The 17235-nt window shown below is 47.6% G+C and carries 16 protein-coding genes and 1 riboswitch; of the genes, 9 read left to right on the forward strand and 7 right to left on the reverse strand.

What is annotated here, in order from left to right:
• Positions 1-244: 244 nt before the first annotated feature.
• The 4 genes from AZ46_RS13520 to AZ46_RS13535 are packed head-to-tail and all read right to left on the reverse strand — an operon-like array spanning position 245 to position 4182.
• The gene (locus AZ46_RS13520) at positions 245-1063 is read right to left on the reverse strand and encodes an ABC transporter ATP-binding protein (protein ID WP_029283017.1); all 819 of its coding nucleotides are present in this window, start codon (positions 1061-1063) and stop codon (positions 245-247) included.
• The gene (locus AZ46_RS13525) at positions 1063-2094 is read right to left on the reverse strand and encodes a FecCD family ABC transporter permease (protein WP_029283019.1); all 1032 of its coding nucleotides are present in this window, start codon (positions 2092-2094) and stop codon (positions 1063-1065) included. The genes AZ46_RS13520 and AZ46_RS13525 overlap by 1 nt, the downstream gene beginning before the upstream one ends.
• Positions 2091-3125 carry a FecCD family ABC transporter permease gene (locus AZ46_RS13530; RefSeq protein WP_029283021.1) on the reverse strand — a complete coding sequence of 345 codons (1035 nt, stop codon included), beginning with the start codon at positions 3123-3125 and terminating at the stop codon, positions 2091-2093. The genes AZ46_RS13525 and AZ46_RS13530 overlap by 4 nt, the downstream gene beginning before the upstream one ends.
• 1 nt (position 3126) lies before the next feature.
• Positions 3127-4182 (reverse strand): iron-siderophore ABC transporter substrate-binding protein, encoded by a 1056-nt coding sequence (locus tag AZ46_RS13535; protein WP_029283023.1) that lies wholly within the window; start codon positions 4180-4182, stop codon positions 3127-3129.
• A 234-nt stretch (positions 4183-4416) separates the two neighbouring features.
• Positions 4417-4492: riboswitch (glycine riboswitch) on the forward strand.
• A 129-nt stretch (positions 4493-4621) separates the two neighbouring features.
• On the opposite strand from AZ46_RS13535, the gene AZ46_RS13540 reads away from it, so the two are divergent.
• Positions 4622-5968: an amino acid permease gene (locus AZ46_RS13540; protein ID WP_029283025.1), complete on the forward strand. Its 1347-nt coding sequence runs from the start codon at positions 4622-4624 to the stop codon at positions 5966-5968.
• A gap of 44 nt (positions 5969-6012) precedes the next feature.
• On the opposite strand, the gene AZ46_RS13545 is transcribed toward AZ46_RS13540, so the two are convergent.
• Both AZ46_RS13545 and AZ46_RS13550 read right to left on the reverse strand, forming a co-directional pair.
• A complete protein-coding gene (locus tag AZ46_RS13545; RefSeq protein ID WP_029283027.1) occupies positions 6013-6504 on the reverse strand; it encodes a DUF4188 domain-containing protein in 492 nt (163 codons plus the stop codon).
• 2 nt (positions 6505-6506) lie between these two features.
• On the reverse strand, positions 6507-7061 hold the full coding sequence (locus AZ46_RS13550; protein WP_029283029.1) for a PadR family transcriptional regulator: 555 nt from the start codon (positions 7059-7061) through the stop codon (positions 6507-6509).
• Between the two features lie 352 nt (positions 7062-7413).
• Here AZ46_RS13550 and AZ46_RS13555 point away from each other — a divergent pair, with 352 nt between their 5' ends.
• Both AZ46_RS13555 and AZ46_RS13560 read left to right on the forward strand, forming a co-directional pair.
• A complete protein-coding gene (locus AZ46_RS13555) occupies positions 7414-8913 on the forward strand; it encodes a malate:quinone oxidoreductase (protein WP_029283031.1) in 1500 nt (499 codons plus the stop codon).
• 144 nt (positions 8914-9057) lie between these two features.
• Positions 9058-9573, forward strand: coding sequence for a CBO0543 family protein (locus AZ46_RS13560; protein WP_029283033.1), 516 nt, complete (start codon positions 9058-9060; stop codon positions 9571-9573).
• Between the two features lie 137 nt (positions 9574-9710).
• Here the strand turns inward: AZ46_RS13560 and AZ46_RS13565 are convergent, their stop codons facing one another.
• On the reverse strand, positions 9711-11132 hold the full coding sequence (locus tag AZ46_RS13565; RefSeq protein WP_029283035.1) for an RQC-minor-2 family DNA-binding protein: 1422 nt from the start codon (positions 11130-11132) through the stop codon (positions 9711-9713).
• A 99-nt stretch (positions 11133-11231) separates the two neighbouring features.
• Here AZ46_RS13565 and AZ46_RS13570 point away from each other — a divergent pair, with 99 nt between their 5' ends.
• The 6 genes from AZ46_RS13570 (at position 11232) to AZ46_RS13595 (ending at position 17211) form a co-directional block, all read left to right on the forward strand.
• On the forward strand, positions 11232-11927 hold the full coding sequence (locus AZ46_RS13570) for a helix-turn-helix transcriptional regulator (RefSeq protein WP_235728223.1): 696 nt from the start codon (positions 11232-11234) through the stop codon (positions 11925-11927).
• Between the two features lie 82 nt (positions 11928-12009).
• Positions 12010-12921 (forward strand): EamA family transporter, encoded by a 912-nt coding sequence (locus tag AZ46_RS13575; protein ID WP_029283039.1) that lies wholly within the window; start codon positions 12010-12012, stop codon positions 12919-12921.
• 59 nt (positions 12922-12980) lie between these two features.
• Positions 12981-13961, forward strand: coding sequence for an NAD(P)/FAD-dependent oxidoreductase (locus AZ46_RS13580; RefSeq protein WP_029283041.1), 981 nt, complete (start codon positions 12981-12983; stop codon positions 13959-13961).
• Positions 13962-14295: 334 nt separating this feature from the next.
• Positions 14296-15192 carry a macrolide 2'-phosphotransferase gene (locus tag AZ46_RS13585; RefSeq protein ID WP_029283043.1) on the forward strand — a complete coding sequence of 299 codons (897 nt, stop codon included), beginning with the start codon at positions 14296-14298 and terminating at the stop codon, positions 15190-15192.
• 131 nt (positions 15193-15323) lie between these two features.
• The gene (locus AZ46_RS13590; protein ID WP_029283045.1) at positions 15324-16196 is read left to right on the forward strand and encodes an AraC family transcriptional regulator; all 873 of its coding nucleotides are present in this window, start codon (positions 15324-15326) and stop codon (positions 16194-16196) included.
• An 82-nt stretch (positions 16197-16278) separates the two neighbouring features.
• A complete protein-coding gene (locus AZ46_RS13595; RefSeq protein ID WP_029283047.1) occupies positions 16279-17211 on the forward strand; it encodes a hypothetical protein in 933 nt (310 codons plus the stop codon).
• Positions 17212-17235: the final 24 nt, after the last annotated feature.

The following is a 17235-nucleotide window of genomic DNA, read 5'->3' on the forward strand; positions in this document are numbered from 1 at the left end:
TTTTTTGTTTTGGAAGATCATGTAATGAGAAGAAATGACAAGGCATTGGATTGGAATGACAATGACAGGAAAAGCGATTATGAAGCTGTAGTCACCCTGACAAAACAAGGAAGAGAACCTGATATTGTTCACGTAGATTTTTAGGATTCATCGTTTTAGCGGTTGAAAAAAGGAAGAAAACCCGTAATTAACGGTTTCCTTCCTTTTTTTGTTCAGCTGATCCCTTTTCATTTCTAAAATGCCGTCAGTAAACACTGCACTCCCTCTTCACATGATGCCGTCCAATCGGGACAACGGAAGGAGATCCAGAGACAGGGTCCGGTATAACCGTGCAGTTGAGACCAAAAATGTCTTTAATCAACGTGCTTGTGATGACCTCTGACGGTGCGCCTTCCGCTACAAGCCGTCCTTGTTGAAGCGCAAAGATGTGGTCGGCATAGCGGGCGGACAGATTGATATCATGGAGAACCATGACGATGGTCGTGCCGTGCTTGCGGTTCAGGTCTGTCAGCAAATCAAGAATTTCGATCTGATAGGTGATATCCAGATAGGTTGTCGGTTCATCGAGAAACAGGATGTCTGTTTGCTGTGCGAGAGCCATGGCTATCCAGACACGCTGTCTTTGGCCGCCTGAAAGCTCGTCGATGCTGCGGTCTGCAAATTCCGTGATGTTCATGATTTCCATGGCTTCGGCGACGGCTTCATAGTCCTTTTTTGTCCAGCCTTTCAGAAACGTCTGATGAGGGTACCTTCCGCGTCCTACCAGGTCTGCAACAGTTATCCCCTCTGGTACAATCGGGGATTGAGGCAGTAGCCCAAGCACTTTTGCAAGCTGTTTAGGTGGGATTTTGCTGATGGGTTTCCCGTTAAGGGTGACTTGTCCTGAAGCGGGTTTTATGAGCCTGGCCATTGTTTTGAGCAGGGTGGATTTCCCGCAGCCGTTTGCTCCGATCATGATGCTGATTTTATTGCTTGGAATGGAGAGACTGACATCATGAAGGATGAGGTTGTTCTCGTATCCAGCAGTGATTTGTTCGGATTTAAAGGTAAGTGCCGGTTTCATTATAAATCTCCTTTCCGGTTCATTCGGATCAGCAGGTAAATCAAGTACGGCGCCCCAAGAATGCCTGTGATGACACCGACTGGGTACCTGGCAGTAAAGGCAAACTGTCCAACAAGGTCCGATGCCAGCACCAGGATGATGCCGGTAAGACCTGCGGGAATAATTGGCGAAAATCCGGCACCCGTCAGTCTTTTTGCGATTGGTCCGGAAAGGAATGCGACAAAGGCGATTGGTCCTGTTGCAGCGGTGGCAAGCGCAATGATCAGAACAGAGCTGATAATCAGGACCAGTCGTGTTTGATCCGTATTTACTCCGAGAGAGGACGCTGCCTCTTCCCCAAGCTCCAGCATGTCCAGACGTTTTCCGAGTCCTACAAGGACGGGAGTGAACACCAAAACAGCGATAATCAGAGGATAGAGTGTCTCCATCTTTGCACCGTTGAGACTTCCGCTCAGCCATCTCATCGCAGCAGGAAGATCATTCTCCCGGCCGATCAGGAGCAGATAGGAAATCACAGCGTCAAGCATGGCCTGAATACCGATGCCGATCAAGATCAGCCGGCCGATTGAAAAAGAGGAGCCTTTTGATAAAAGGAAAATAACGAATACTGCTGCAAGGCCGCCAAAGATTGAAGCAATGGAAACGACGGTATTGCTCGCGTGAAGGACAACGATGCAAAAAACGGCGGCTGCACTTGAGCCGGCAGTGATTCCGATGACATTCGGATTCGCTAAAGGGTTTCGCAGCATGGTTTGGAAGACTGCTCCAGCAACGCCGAAAGCAAAACCTGCAAATAAGCCTGCAACCATCCTCGGGAAGCGCAGTGTGCCTACTGTGAACGTGGCTCCTTGTACTTTTTCTCCCATTAGGACACGTATGACATCCTGAACGGGATAAATCGTATTCCCGAGCATCAGCATGGCGCAGCAAAGAGCAAGCGCAATGACTGCCAGAAGGGAAGTCACGAGGATAAACCGGAGCCGTCTCTTTTTTCTGCCTGTCATAATAAGGTTGATCGTTTCGTTCATCATAAGGCACGCATTTTCGCTTTCATAGTTAGTAGGATTAAGATGGGAGCCCCGATAAAGGCTGTCACTACGCCGACTTCAAGCTCGCCGGGTCTTCCGGCAAGTCTTCCGCACACATCAGATACCGTTAAAATAATGGCTCCTGAAAGAGCTGACATCGGAATCACATACCGCAAATCAGGACCGATGACGAGCCGTATGACGTGAGTGGAAAGTAAACCGATAAAGCCGATTGGACCTGCGAGCGCGGTTGCTGCACCGCACAGCAGAACGCCGCCAAATGCAGCAAACAGCCTGAGCGTGCCTGTGCGAACGCCTAAACCTGACGCAGCTTCATCGCCTAAAGCAAGTGCATTCAGTGCAGGGGCCGACAAAACGGCAATAAGAACACCGGTGAGAAGAAACGGAACAAATAGAGAGATAGAATCCCAGTTCCCTGCCCCGACACTCCCTACCTGCCAGTAACGGAATTGGTCCATGACGCTTGAACGGGGAATCATGATGGCCATCACAAGCGATGATAAGGCTGCACTTGTGGCCGCACCCGCTAAAACGAGTTTAAGGGGCGTGGCTCCGCCACTCCCCATTGAACCGATTCCGAATACAAAAATGGCCGTTATGATTGCCCCAGCAAGTGCAAGCCAGATATAGTGGCCTGCCGTACTGATATTTAAAAAGGTCATGCCGCAGACGACAAAGAGTGCCGCCCCTGTGTTTACTCCCAGTATGCTCGGATCTGCAATCGGATTGCGCGTGACAGACTGCATGAGGGCGCCTGAGATGCCAAGGGCCGCGCCGCACATAAGGCTGAATACCGTCCGTGCTATTCTCTGGCGGACAACATTTGCTCCGTGGGACTGTACGTCAGGATGAAACAGTCCGTCCATGAGTTCCTTCCATCCAACCGTACGGGACCCGAACATAAGAGAAGCCGCTGTGCATAAGCCGAGCAAAATGAGGGAAAAGATCAAAACCTTTATGAAATTTCTGGGCATCATCAGCTGCTTCTTTTCTGTAACGGACTGGTTCATCATGTTACTTTACTTTGCCTGCAGCTTCTGAAAGTAATGTTAAGTATTCATCAATGGAATATTCAATCGCAAGCGGGTTTGGATTACCTGCAGCTGCCAGCGGAGTGTTGTCTCCGATGATCACAACAGATCCATTTTGAACCGCAGGAATTTTTCCAAGGATCGGGTCTTCCTGCAAGGCTTTTAACGTATTTTCGTTTCCGTAAGATACAAGGATCTCAGCATCGTTCAGCATATCCGCATTTTCTGCACTTAATTCCACGTAGAAACCGTCTTCATCTTTAAGCTGGCTCGTAATGCTTTCAGGGTATTCCATCCCAAGCTCGCTCAGGAACTCTCCGCGCGGGTCTGCTGGAGTGTATATGTAGAATTTAGAGAGATCATCAGCTGAAATGCTGACGAATGCGGCTTTCTTCCCTTTAAGTTCAGGGTGTTCGCCTGCTTTTTCCTGGATGAGTTTTTCGGTATCCGCAATCAGTTCCTTGCCTTCCTCTTCCATTCCCATCCCCATTGCATTATAGGTGACCTGTTCGCGCCATGAAGCAACCCAAGGGGCCGATTTATAAGCTACAACCGGTGCGATTTCACTCAATGTATCGTATTCTTCCTGCGTGATGCCTGAGTAGGCGGCCAAAATGACATCCGGCTGTGAGTCAGAAATCGCTTCAAAGTCCAATCCGTCCGTATCCTGGTAGATGTTCGGGCTGTCTTCTCCAAGCTCTTTCACTTTCTCTTTCGTCCATGGCAGCATGCCGCTGTCATCCTGAATGCCGTAGTTTGCTGCCGAGAAACCCACCGGCACTACACCTAAAGCAAGTGCAACATCATGGTTTGCCCATGAAATGGTCGCAACGCGTTCCGGCTTCTCTTCAATGACCGTTTCGCCGAATGCATGCTTGATCGTGATTGGATATTGCGTATCTGATTCTTTTGAATCAGCCTTCTTATCAGATGCCTTTTCCGAACTGCCCGATTGACCGCCTGAGCAGCCTGCAAGGGCAATCATAAGGACAGCTATTAGAGAAACAGCCAGTGTTAAAAATCTGCGTCTTGTATTCATTTGTCGTTCCTTCCTTAGCACTAGTTTATTTGATAATAATTATCATTATCATTAATTTATCCTCAATATGTCAGGTTGTCAATGAAAATAATTATCAATTAGAATATGGGACATTCTCCCTGTCATTGCATGACTGTTGACAATGCTTGCCTCACCGCCTACAATTAATCATTATTCAGAAATACTCAAATTTAAATAGAGCAGGCTATGATGGCTGTGGATCACACTACAGCCGGAGCAGCTTCTGGAGAGACCGCTTTAGCGGCGCCGAAGGGTTCACAATCTCAGGCAAAAGGACAGAAGAGTATAGATTTAGAGTTTGGTGTACCCGTTTTTCGGTCGGCAAATGCTATTTTGGTATTCTTCAAAAAAGAGATTGGGAGTCTTCCCGTCTCTTTTTTTATTGGGTTTTTTACATCTAAGAAGGAGGAAATCAAAAATGGCACAGCAGGAATTGAAACGAGATTTGGCAAACCGCCATGTGCAGCTGATTGCAATAGGCGGAACAATTGGAACGGGGTTGTTTTTAGGGTCGGGCAAGGCAATTCAGCTTGCTGGACCATCCATTATTTTCGCTTATTTAATAGTCGGGGTTGCCCTTTTTTTTATGATGAGGGCGCTTGGGGAGCTGCTTCTGTCAAAGGCGGGCTATGAGTCGTTTACGGATATTGCCGAGGATTATCTGGGCCCGCGGGCGGCGTTTGTAACAGGGTGGACCTACTGGTTCTGCTGGATCATGACGGCGATGGCCGATGTCATTGCGGTTGGTGTATATGTGCAGTACTGGTATGACATTCCGCAGTGGGTTCCTGCCATTGTGTGCCTGCTTCTTCTGCTTGGGCTCAATCTGCTGACGGTTAAGCTTTTTGGGGAACTCGAGTTTTGGTTTGCCCTGATCAAAGTGGTGACGATTCTTGGGCTGATCGTCGTTGGGGTGATTTTGATTGTGGTGGGATTCAAGACGGATGCGGGAACCGTGTCTGTAAGCAACCTGTGGGAGCACGGCGGCCTGTTTCCGAACGGCATGACCGGATTTTTGCTTTCATTCCAGATGGTTGTGTTTGCATTTGTCGGTGTGGAACTGGTCGGGGTGTCGGCTGCGGAAACGTCTAATCCGCGAAAAAACATTCCGTCTGCCATCAATAAAATTCCCCTTCGGATTCTGTTTTTCTACGTCGGGGCTTTAATTGTCCTGCTCAGCATCAATCCGTGGACGGAGCTGAATGCTTCTGAAAGTCCATTCGTGAAAACGTTCAGTCTGATCGGCATTCCGCTTGCGGCGGGAATCATTAATTTTGTTGTTCTGACGTCTGCTGCGTCTGCCTGCAACAGCGGGCTGTTTTCGACAAGCCGGATCTTGTTCACGCTGAGCAAACGCGGCCAGGCGCCGTCCTCCATGAAGAAGCTGACTAAGCAGCATGTGCCCGGCAATGCACTGTGGCTGTCAGCTGCCGTGGTGTCAGCTGGTGCGCTTTTAAGCAAGCTGATTCCCGAGCAGGCCTTCGGCATTGTGACGACAATCAGCGCTATCTGCTTTATCTGGGTGTGGAGTGTGATTTTGATCTGTCACATCAAATACCGCAGAAACCGCGGGGACCTGCATGCGGAATCCGCATTCAAGGCTCCGTTTGCGCCGTTCATCAACTATGCGGTGCTGGCGCTGTTCGGGCTGATACTAGTGGTGATGCTAGTGGCGGATGAGACACGTCCTGCTCTGATGCTGACGCCTGTGTGGTTTATCTTGCTGTATGTGCTGTATTCTGCGAGAAAAAGGTCTCTGACCTGATAAAAAGAGGCTGCATGACAATTGTCGGCAGCCTCTTTTCCGTTTCAGTTGGTTGTAGTACCGGCTTTCATTAGCCGCTGTTTTGCCGAGGCGCGGCTTGATTCAACAGGAATAAAGCTGAGCGCTTTACCTAAGCCGTAGGGAGGCATGTTTCCATAGATTGATTCGTAGTTTCCGGCTTTTACTTCATACGTTTCATGGTATATGCCTACAGAAGGATTGCTGCCGATCTTCTGATTAAAGTTTTTCCATGCCGCCATGTGCTTTTCGCTTCTTGCATAGGCAAGAAGATCCTCCGTCGAGCGCCAATATTGAATCATGACCGTTGTTCTCAGTCCGAAATAGCTTTCCATGGACAGGAAGCCCAGTTCGTCCTTGTTCATATAGAGCTCTCTGATCATCCCCGGCATGGCAAAAAAGACCGGAAGCCACTTGTGCAGGGCGAGTCGCTTGTTTACCCTCATTCCGATCAGAAAGACAACGAGATCGTCCTGATTTTCCGTTGTGTACCGCCCTGCAAACGTTTTATCAGCCATCTTTAATCCCCCTCATTCAGTAATTGTTCAAGAGTGTTTGTGCACCATTCAATCGCAGCCTTTGTCATCCGTTTTCCGTAATCCAGTGTGAAGAGCCAATAGAGGGCGTCTTCTGCGTGTTCTTTGTTGGCCGTAATGCTTTCTTCGATGTTTATATATGTAAGGTATCGTGCCTCTAACTTTTTCTTGTAATCCTCTAGAGTGGATACCGTGTTTTCTTTTGACTGATGACGTCCAAAAAACAATTTAAGCAGAATTTCATTGCGCTCGGCCGGAATTTGTTTAATTGGTTCTTCAAGCCAGTTCTTAAGCGTTTCCTTCCCTTGTGCCGTGAGATGATATTCCTTTCGTTCCGGTTTCGATGGCTGAGAGGAGATCGTGACGGTTGCCAGTTCATCTTCGACAATGGTTTTAAGAGTCGGATAGATTTGCCCGTAGCTGATCTTCCAAAAATGAGTTAAACTCCTGTCGATCAGCTGTTTAATATCATAGCCGGATCTGCAGTCTGTCGTTAAAATTCCAAGAATGGCGTAGGTTGTATCGTTGTAGGTTTTCAAATCTTTTCACCCTATCTAAAAGATATATATCATTTAGATACATTATACACAAATTTTTAAAATAAACAATATATGTAAATTTCGGTTTCCCGTCACGGGATATTCGAATCAGTCTTTTTTGCCGTGAAAATTCATACATTTATTAGGGAATTGCATATCCGCTGAGAACTTATCCTTTTTAACCGCCCGGAAATGGTTTATAATTATCAGATAATAGTAAAATTTAATCTATTCATAATAGACTGTGATAAACTGATATTCAGAAGACTTGTGTATGTTCAAAGGTGGCTGCCTGCATGTTTATGCGGGAGCCTGCTCGTTTTTGCAAATTTAGGGGATAAGGATGGGTAGTATGAGCAGCTTAAAGAACAAAACAGACGTGGTTCTAATTGGTGCCGGGGTCATGAGTGCAACGCTTGGAGCGATGCTGAAAGAGGTAGCGCCGGATTGGAACATTAAAGTATTTGAAAAACTGGGAAGTCCGGGTGAAGAGAGTTCAAATGAGTGGAACAATGCAGGAACGGGTCATGCTGCGCTTTGCGAGCTTAACTATACATCGGAAAAAGCGGACGGTTCGGTAGATATCGGCAAGGCTGTGAAGGTGAATGAGCAGTTCCAGCTTTCAAGGCAGTTCTGGTCCTACTTGGTTAAACGAAATCTGATCCGCAATCCTGAGGATTTTATCATGCCGATTCCGCATATGAGCTTTGTGGAAGGGGAAAAAAATGTCGCGTTCCTGAAAAAGAGATTGGAAGCGTTATCAGCAAGTCCGCTGTTTCACGGAATGGAATTTTCAAGCGACCATCAAAAGCTGAAGGAATGGATTCCGCTTATGATGGAAGGCCGTACATCGTCCGAGCCGATTGCAGCGACGAAAATCGATTCAGGTACGGATGTGAATTTCGGCGCGCTGACGCGGATGCTTTTCGATCATTTGGAGAGAAAAAATGTGGAGGTCCACTACAAGCACAGCGTGGAGGACTTAAAGCGGACGCGTGACGGTTCATGGGAACTGAAAGTGAAGAACGGTTTCGGACAGGTTGAGCGCCACCGGGCGAAATTTGTCTTTATCGGAGGCGGAGGCGGCAGTCTGCATCTGCTGCAGAAAACAGGTATTCCGGAGTCGAAGCAGATTGGCGGTTTCCCTGTCAGCGGACTGTTCCTCGTCTGCAAAAATCCGGAAGTCATCGCGCAGCATCATGCGAAGGTTTACGGAAAAGCAAAGGTCGGCGCACCGCCGATGTCTGTTCCGCATCTTGACACACGTTACATTGACGGGAAGAAATCCCTGCTTTTCGGACCGTTTGCAGGCTTTTCGCCGAAATTCTTAAAAACGGGTTCAAACATGGATCTGATCAGTTCAGTCAAGCCTAACAACCTGATGACGATGCTTGCTGCAGGCGTGAAAGAAATGGCGCTGACCAAGTATCTGATTCAGCAGGTCATGCTGTCGCATGAAAAACGCATGGATGAACTGCGCGAATTCATTCCGAACGCCAAAAACGAGGAATGGGACATCGTCGTTGCAGGCCAGCGCGTACAGGTTATCAAAGATACGGATGCCGGCAAAGGAACACTTCAGTTCGGTACAGAGGTGGTCAGTGCCGGAGACGGTTCAGTTGCCGCCCTTCTCGGAGCATCTCCTGGTGCTTCAACGGCTGTTCATGTCATGCTCGAGGTCTTTGAAAAATGCTTCCCGCAGCATATGACAGCATGGGAGCCAAAGCTTAAGGAAATGATTCCTTCCTACGGCTTGTCCCTGTCGGATCATCCTGAGCTTTTCCGCAAGATGGAGGAGTCGACCGGGCAAACGCTTGGTCTTGTGAAAAAAAAAGAACTCGTTTATAGCTAGGACCCCAAAAAGAAGGGGATTTGGACAACTATAAGCAGGAAAAGGTGCATTGCCCCGGGCAATGCACCTTTTTGCTGTGAGCGTGTATACAAGCCCCATAATGCGTTAAGAATGCAAGTATGATTAAACGTTTGGGGTGAATCGATGTATCTCTTGCTTGTAATCGCAGTCTGGATCTTATTTGCTTATAAATTTATCGACTGGAAACAATGGGAAAAGCAGTATCCGACGGTGCTTTTTTTTATTGTCGTGAATATGACGTACAATTATTTTTATTACGACCACACGCTTTGGGCATTCAGAGGGGTGACGGCAGAATGGCTGAATCATTCAATCATCAATGCCGCTTTTACCTTTTTCATCTGTCCGATGGGGCTGATTATTTATCTGCAGAGATTTCCTGCTAAAAGAAGAAATCAGTGGATCTACATAGCGGTCTGGACGGCCTTTTATTCCGCGCTGGAGTGGATTTTTTCGCATAAGGGCATGTATGTGTATGACAACGGATGGAACGGCTGGCTGAATATCCCGCTGAATCTGCTCTTGTTTATCGTCCTGACCATCCATTACAGGAAGCCTTCTATTGCTATTTTACTATCTGTTTTAGCCGTCATTCTTTTTTACTTATTCTTCCCGTTTTCATGGGGAAACCTAAAGTAAAGGAGGATGCGAGATGCTGATACGCGATGTTTTATCTGTACCCGTGTTTCTCCTGCTGCTTTTTGTGACATACGGGTCTATGTGGCTTTATGTCATGAGACAGGAGAAAAATTTAAAGTAAAAAGCTGCTGATGACCTCAGCAGCTTTTTATGATGGCTTTTGTGATATATTTCGCCGGCCATTCGTTTAAAAGACCGAAGACTTCAGCTTCATGGAAGCCGCTGCGCCGGATTTTGCTTGTGGCTTCTCCCCTCAGGATCTGCACGAGCATATGGTTTGGAACAGTTTCTTCCTGCAGGAAAAGCTGGATTTTTTCAAGGTGGGACCGAAGCAGCCGGAATTCTTTGATTACAAACATGACGTCATCTGCCTGCGGTTTGTGTTGTTCTGCAAGCTCCTGAAGCTTCTGGAGATGACGGGCAAGGCTTTCGCCCAAATCGTGAGAGTGCTGCTTACTCCAGCTTTCTGCTCTTCTAAGGACAGATGCATCCGGCACAGAGATGTTTGCGAGACTTAGCAGGTCTGGCCGAATCGCATTTGGAAAGTCAAGCTTCTCAATCTCTGTGTAGATTGCTGCTGCAGGGTGTGTTTCCGAAGCGTTCTCAAGCCGGGTTTGGAAGTCTTGAATGTGTGTGATGATTGGAGCGTGCTGTGCTAATTCGGTTTGGATCTCTTTTAACGCGTGCAGCTTCTCCATGGTTTCTTCAGACTGTACGGCGATTTCATTGAACTGCCGTTCGATGGTTGCAATCCTCTTCGTTGCCTGTGGGATATTGACTTCATCTGGAAGGGAAGCCTCATCCTTTGAAACGTGATAGGAAACCGAGTAGCGGCAGGCGCTGCATGTGCAGATGATTGAATCTGTATCCGCATGCAGTGTGAGCTCTTTTTCATGGCTGCAGACCGTCCATTGCCATGCCGGCGGAATGCTGCGGTAAGGACGCATGACAATTTCGACGCGGTGCCGCCAATAGGAGATGTCCTCCGGATATTTCAAAACGCCGAGCAGGGAGGATTTATTCATGATTTCGACCGCTTGTATGACAGCCTCTTTGCTTGATGCAAGCCTGATCAAAGGATGCTGCGTGTAGGCGGAGTTTATTTTCTCGAGCCAATGTTTGCGTTCTAATTTGTTGAGACGTGCGCAAAATAGGTATTCCTGCACCACTTTTTTCACATGCCTGGAGAGGTCTTGAGCTGATAAGGTGCCATAGACCTCCGGATAAAAATAGCTGCTGTTGATGGGGAGTCCGCGCTGAACGGAATGTTTTTTCCAGAGAAACATTTCAGGCCTGATCAGGTGCGGATAGAGCCGTTCCTGTTTGTAGACCGGAAGCGGAATAGAAGGCCGGTCTGTTCCGAGAAAGGTTTTCAAAAGGGTCATCTCTTCTTCAGGAACTGACTGGAGTTCCTGCGCGGCTGCCTGCTGCAGCCTTGACAGTGCCGCGCGTTCCTCTTTATGGCCGATCGAGCGGATCTCCGGATACTTGCGGCCTGCCGGTACGAACAAGAGAGAAGGATAGTCATTAAACTGATAGGCGATTTGCTGAAGCTGCATGTGCTGACACCCCGTTCATTGGAATATGTCACATTATAGAACGTTTTTGGGGTGGACTCCAGTTTGGATGTTTCCTATATAATAGGGGGAGAAGGAGTGATGGGCATGGAAAGCGGCAGGCAGGTAATTTGCGAAAAAAGAACGTATTCGAGAGAGTTTCACTCCCATAAGCATGACTTCGGGCAGTTTCTTTTTCCGCTGCAGGGTTCGCTTGAGATCCGGACAGACCGTCAGCAGATCCATTTAAGCGAGGATTCATGCTTTTACATACCGCCGGGATATAATCATGTGTACCGTTCAAATGATAGGAATGAATTTCTGATTTTGGATATTCCGACGTACTATTTGCCGGATGAAACGGAGAGTCTGTTTCTGAATCTGGATCAGCAGTGGTCCGCCATCCGCTTTTTGCTGCTGGAAGAGGCTTCGGGAAGCAGGTCAGGGCTGAACGAGCTTACGCGATACGTGACTCAGAAACTGCACAAGACTCTGCCGCCTTCCATTGCCTGGCTTCATGAGCATTACAACCGCCCGGTCACATTGGAAATGCTGGCGGAGATTGAGCATTATCATCCGAATTATTATGCGGCCTGGTTTAAAGCGCAAACGGGGAAAAGTCCAAAAACGTATCTCTCAGAACTGCGGATGAAGGAAGCAAAACGGCTGCTTTCAGGAACGGACTTATCCATCTCCCGCATCAGTGAAGACATCGGGTTTGAACACGTTTCTTCGTTTACGAGATGGTTTACGGGGCGGGAAGGCGTCTCTCCGAAAACCTTCAGGCAAAACGGCTAAAAAGAACCTTATTCTCTGTAAAGAAAAACGTCCTGTTCTTCTTTATGATGAGGATAAGGTCTTTTTTATTGGAGTGATTGGGATGAAAGAAAAACTTGCTCCTCTGTGGGTGCTGCTCGCAGGGGTACTATGGGGAACAACGGGCACGGCACAGACGTATGCACCGGATGCGGCGCATCCGATTGCTGTCGGGGCGGCGCGGCTTGCGGTAGGAGGTCTTTCTTTGTTGCTTGTCGCCATACTGCTTGGGCAATTAAATCTGCGGAACTGGCCCATTAAAGTGACCGTTGCGGCTGCACTGTGCATGGCTGCCTATCAGCCGCTCTTTTTTACCGCCGTGCAGCAGACAGGAGTGGCTGTCGGAACTGTCATCGCCATCGGAAGCGCTCCTCTCTTATCCGGTGCATTAGAGTGGCTGCTGCTTAGAAAAACGCCGTCAAAAGGCTGGTGGATTTCGACATTGCTGTCCATCATCGGGTGCTTTCTGCTCTTTTTCAATAAAGGTGCCGCAAATGCAGATCCTTCGGGCATACTTATGGCTCTTGGCGCCGGTCTGTCCTTTGCTGTCTATACAATCGTCAGCAAAGGGCTGGTGCACACCGCATCTTCCCTATCGGTTGTCGCAGTCGTCTTTACGCTGAGTGCCGTCTTATTATCTCCGGTTCTCTTTTTCTATGATATGAGCTGGATGGCTGAGCCGCGCGGATTGGCCGTTAGCCTGCACCTCGGCCTGCTTGCGACAGGCGCTGCGTATCTTCTTTTTGCCAAAGCGCTCGTGCACGTTCCCTCCTCGACCGCTGTCACACTGGCACTGGCAGAGCCCCTGACCGCTGCCATGCTTGGGGTGGTGCTGGTTCGTGAACAGCTGGATTTGCTTTCATGGGCTGGGGTTTCCTGTTTGATATTGGGTATTGGGTTTTTGGCGGTTTTTTCTAGGCGGGATCGGGCGGAAAAGGTGGTAAAGCAGTCTGCAGGTTTCAAAAAAACACTCTAATTTTGCCCAAGTCTTTTACTCTCCTATAATAAAAACAAAAGCAAAAAGGAGAGTGCCTCATGAATCTTGAAGATGTGTTAATCATCGGAGCGGGAATCAGCGGTCTGGCTGCTGCCCAAAACGTGCAGAAGCTTTCTGAAAACAAGGTGCTTCTTCTTGATAAAGGCAGGAGTCCCGGGGGACGGTTTGCCACCAGGAGGATTGGAAGCGGTACGTTTGATCATGGCGCCCAGTTCCTTTCTGCTTCAAACGGGGAATGCCAAAATCTTCTGGAGGACTGGCAGCAGCGCAGGTGGATTCGGCCGTGGTTTGAGGAAAACGCCGTAAGGTTTGTGGCTGATAAAGGAATGAACGGTCTGGCAAAGCGGGTGGCTGAAGGTCTTCGCGTTGAGTGTGAGTACGAGGTTGAAAGAATTGTGGATCATGGAGAGTATTATGCAGCTGAAGGGTTGAATAAGAAAACGAATGAGCCGTTTATCCTGAAGGCCCGCTCCCTCTTCATGACCTGTCCTCTCCCTCAAACTCTGAAGCTTCTTGATGCGGGAAATGTGCAGCTGAAAACCGGACAGCGAAACGAGCTTGAAAGAGTCAAATACGTTCCCTGCCTCGCCATTTTGATGGAGCTTTCCGGAGAATCAGGCCTTACCTATAAAAAGGAGCCTGTTCCAGGTGTAATATCCTGGATGGCTGATAACCGAGCAAAAGGCATCAGTGAAACCGGGGCATTAACCGTTCATATGGATAACGAGTGGTCATCGCGGCATTACGACCTGCCTGATGAAGAGATTCTGGCACAGGCGATGCCATCGATTCGCACCGTTTTAGGCGATGAACCTGACATGCTAAGCGTTCAGGTGAAAAGATGGCGCTATGCTCAGGCTATTGAGCAGATCAATCGTTCTTTTTTGAATGTGGGAGGGAACAAACCGCTGCTCATTGGAGGAGATGCATGTAAGGGAGACAGCAAGTCCTCTGCTTCTAAAGCCGAGCATGCGATTCGTTCGGGGCTTGCAGCGGGTGCGTTTTTGTCACGGTTTTGAGCTACTATGATACCGTTCCCAATCGTTGATTTGATCTCATTTGTGTGATACGTTAAATCTATCTTTCAGGAAATGGGGGTTTTCTTAATGACAGCATCTATTAGACTTCGATTCCAGGCTTTGAACGCTTGCTAGCATACAATCAAAGGCTCTGCACACAAGCAGAGTAAATGGAAGTGGTCTGCCTGCTTAAGGAAACCTTTATTTAGCGATACGTATAAGAAGAAGGGGCATTTTTTAATGGCTGCGCCTGGAAAGGCTTCTTTTTCTATCACCATTTCCCTCTTTGATTGTCTGTATTTATAAAAAATACGAATCAAAAGGAGAAGCTGGTATGAACAAAGATAAAGTGATAGAAATCGCACATAAACATGCTATTCATGTTAAAGAGGATTCATTGACATTTAATCAGTCAGGACTTGATTTTCTTGTCGTTTTTGCAGAGGATGCAGAAGGTGAAAGGTGGGTTTTGCGCCTTCCGAGAAGAGAAGATGTTCTGACATCTGCGGATAAGGAAAAACGGACATTGGACCTGATTGTGCCGCGTATTGCTGTTGAAGTTCCGCAGTGGCGCGTATATACCGATGAGTTAATTGCATACAGACAGTTAACGGGTGTGCCTGCTGGAACCATTGATCACGAGGCAATGGCTTATGTGTGGGAAATTGACGAAAAGAATGTGCCGTCTGAATTTACAAAAACCCTTGCAGAGGCAATGGTATCGCTTCATCGCATTCAGAGTAAAGCAGTTGAAACAGTGAATTTGCCAGTAGAAAACGCTGAAGAGGCAAGAAAGAATATGATGAAACGAATGGAAAACGTAAGAGCTGAGTTTGATGTGAACGAAAAGCTGTGGAAAAGGTGGCAGGACTGGGTGAACAACGACACGCTATGGCCTGCTGAAACGTGCCTTGTTCATGGTGATCTGCATGCGGGTCATATTTTAATTCATTCATCCGCTCGAGTGACCGGTATCATTGACTGGACAGAGGCCTCAGTGACAGATCCTGCAAATGATTTTGTACCGCACTTACGCACCTTTGGTGAACAGGCTTTGAGGGATCTTATTTTGCAGTATGAACAAGCGGGTGGCTATGTTTGGCCCAACATGGAAAAACACATTATTGAATTAACGGCAGCATATCCGATTGGTATTGCTGAGTTTGCGCTGAAATCAGGACTGGAAGAATACAAGCAAATGGCAAAGCAGGTATTGGGCGGTAATCAGTAAGTCCTTTGCTCCCTCCCTTATGGGGAGGGAGTTTTTTTGTAACAATAATAAAAATCCTGCAAAACTGAATGCAAAAAGGTCGGTAGCCCGCACGAAATTCCTGCTAATCTGTTATCAAAGGAGGTCATCTGATGGGAATGCTGGAACACATGAATGAGGCGTTGTCTTATATTGAGGAAAATCTGGAAGAAGAGCTTGATTATAAGGAGGCAGCCAGGATTGCTCTCTGTTCGGAGTACCATTTTAAACGAATGTTTTCATCTCTTGCGGGCATTTCTCTGTCTGAATATGTCCGGAGAAGAAGGCTGACCCTTGCGGCATTTGAACTGAAGAACAAAGAAGTGAAAGTGATTGATGTCGCAATCAAGTATGGATATCTTTCTCCGGATTCGTTCACGCGGGCGTTTCAGCAGCTGCACGGACTGACGCCGTCTGAAGCGAGAACAGGCAGACATACGCTTAAAGCTTTTCCGAGGATGACCTTCCAGTTAATCATTAAGGGAGGCAGCGAAATGAAATACCGTTTAGAAGAAAAGGAAGCTTTTCAGATTGCAGGCATCAAAAAAAGAGTACCCATTATATTCAATGGGGTGAACCCTGAGATTGCCGCCATGTGGCAAAGCCTGACCATGGATGCCATTCAAGATCTAAAAAACCTTTCTAATGCAGAGCCTTCAGGTATTATAAGCGCATCTGCAAATTTTTCTGAAGGAAGGATGGAGGAAAAAGGCGAGCTCGATCATTATATTGGCGCAGCCACAACGAGGGAGGTTCCTGATCACCTCGATCACTTGAATGTTCCGGCTATGACATGGGCTGTTTTTGAAGCTTGCGGCCCTTTTCCGGAAACGCTTCAGGAGATATGGGGCCGCATCTATTCAGAGTGGTTTCCTTCTTCGTCCTATGAGCTGGCAGAGGGTCCGGAAATTCTCTGGAATGAGCAGAAGGATACGGCATCACCGGATTTTAAGAGTGAGATCTGGATACCTGTCATAATAAAATAAAGTTGAACGTGATGATAGACGCCCCCTCAAATACAAGCTATACTTTTTGGAGAAACATTCCAATTTGAGAGGGGATTACCTTGTGAGAAAGCTCATCCTTCCTGTCCTCGCCGTCCTTTTGCTTGCCGGATGCGGGTCAGAAGAAGAAGAAGCGGCAGCTTATACGGAGCAGCAAGTTGAAAAGCTGTACGGCGTTGAATCCAAAACAGTCAAAATAGAAGAGCAGCAGGGGTATGGCTCAACAATTGTTATCGTTCTGGCATCGCTTTTCGGAGATACCTATAACCTTACGCTGAAAACAGAGGATGATCTGACTTTCAGTGCGTCCGTTACTGGGGAACTGACTCAATTTCATGTTTATTACGTTTCCGAAAAGCATAAATCTCTCCTGAAAGAAAATGAAGTGTATCAGAAGCTTGCCGGCATACTCGAAGAGAATGGAATCAGTGATATCATGCTGGGCCAGGGATTTGAGTCAACAATCGAAGCAAGCGGGAAAATAAGGCCCAAAAGCGCAAATGCCGGACAAATCATGGATGCGCTTACCGGAATGTCCGAGATGATAATAAAGGATGTGCCGTACAGTCTGTCTCTGAACATGGAGACAGAAGAACCGGGTGAAACCATTGAGACACTTGCCTACAGCAGCGGTGAGACAGCGGAGCTGAAGAATGCCCTTGAAACATATCTGCAGACCTTCAAACTCCATCACACCTTTGAAACGTCTGTCGAAAGTAAGCTGGAACCATTCGGACTGTCAGGACTTTCATTTCTTAGTGAGCGTTTTGAAGAGGGCGAGGAAAGATACTACGATCAAGAAATCTCACTGAGTTTAACAGAAAACTACAATGAGGAAAATTTGTTGAGAGCAATCAGTCTTTTAAGAGAGAACGGCATGAGTGATGCACAGGTATATCTCTTCATCGAGGCAGGCAGCCGCACGGAATCCTGCAAGGCAAGTGTGCTGAAAAATGCGGCTGATCTAAGACGATGCTTTGGAATTGAAAATAAGTGAAAAGAACCTCCGGCCACCCGGAGG

Source organism: Metabacillus indicus LMG 22858, from assembly GCF_000708755.2.
GTDB lineage: Bacteria > Bacillota > Bacilli > Bacillales > Bacillaceae > Bacillus_P > Bacillus_P indicus.

Bases quoted from the DNA above. Each gene is read 5' to 3' on its own strand.
- AZ46_RS13530 (WP_029283021.1), bottom strand. From the start codon at position 3,125: ATGATGAACCAGTCCGTTACAGAAAAGAAGCAGCTGATGATGCCCAGA.
- AZ46_RS13545 (WP_029283027.1), bottom strand. From the start codon at position 6,504: ATGGCTGATAAAACGTTTGCAGGGCGGTACACAACGGAAAATCAGGAC.
- AZ46_RS13540 (WP_029283025.1), top strand. From the start codon at position 4,622: ATGGCACAGCAGGAATTGAAACGAGATTTGGCAAACCGCCATGTGCAG.
- AZ46_RS13555 (WP_029283031.1), top strand. From the start codon at position 7,414: ATGAGCAGCTTAAAGAACAAAACAGACGTGGTTCTAATTGGTGCCGGG.
- AZ46_RS13565 (WP_029283035.1), bottom strand. From the start codon at position 11,132: ATGCAGCTTCAGCAAATCGCCTATCAGTTTAATGACTATCCTTCTCTC.
- AZ46_RS13575 (WP_029283039.1), top strand. From the start codon at position 12,010: ATGAAAGAAAAACTTGCTCCTCTGTGGGTGCTGCTCGCAGGGGTACTA.
- AZ46_RS13590 (WP_029283045.1), top strand. From the start codon at position 15,324: ATGGGAATGCTGGAACACATGAATGAGGCGTTGTCTTATATTGAGGAA.
- AZ46_RS13535 (WP_029283023.1), bottom strand. From the start codon at position 4,182: ATGAATACAAGACGCAGATTTTTAACACTGGCTGTTTCTCTAATAGCT.
- AZ46_RS13580 (WP_029283041.1), top strand. From the start codon at position 12,981: ATGAATCTTGAAGATGTGTTAATCATCGGAGCGGGAATCAGCGGTCTG.
- AZ46_RS13525 (WP_029283019.1), bottom strand. From the start codon at position 2,094: ATGATGAACGAAACGATCAACCTTATTATGACAGGCAGAAAAAAGAGA.
- AZ46_RS13560 (WP_029283033.1), top strand. From the start codon at position 9,058: ATGTATCTCTTGCTTGTAATCGCAGTCTGGATCTTATTTGCTTATAAA.
- AZ46_RS13570 (WP_235728223.1), top strand. From the start codon at position 11,232: ATGGGCATGGAAAGCGGCAGGCAGGTAATTTGCGAAAAAAGAACGTAT.
- AZ46_RS13585 (WP_029283043.1), top strand. From the start codon at position 14,296: ATGAACAAAGATAAAGTGATAGAAATCGCACATAAACATGCTATTCAT.
- AZ46_RS13520 (WP_029283017.1), bottom strand. From the start codon at position 1,063: ATGAAACCGGCACTTACCTTTAAATCCGAACAAATCACTGCTGGATAC.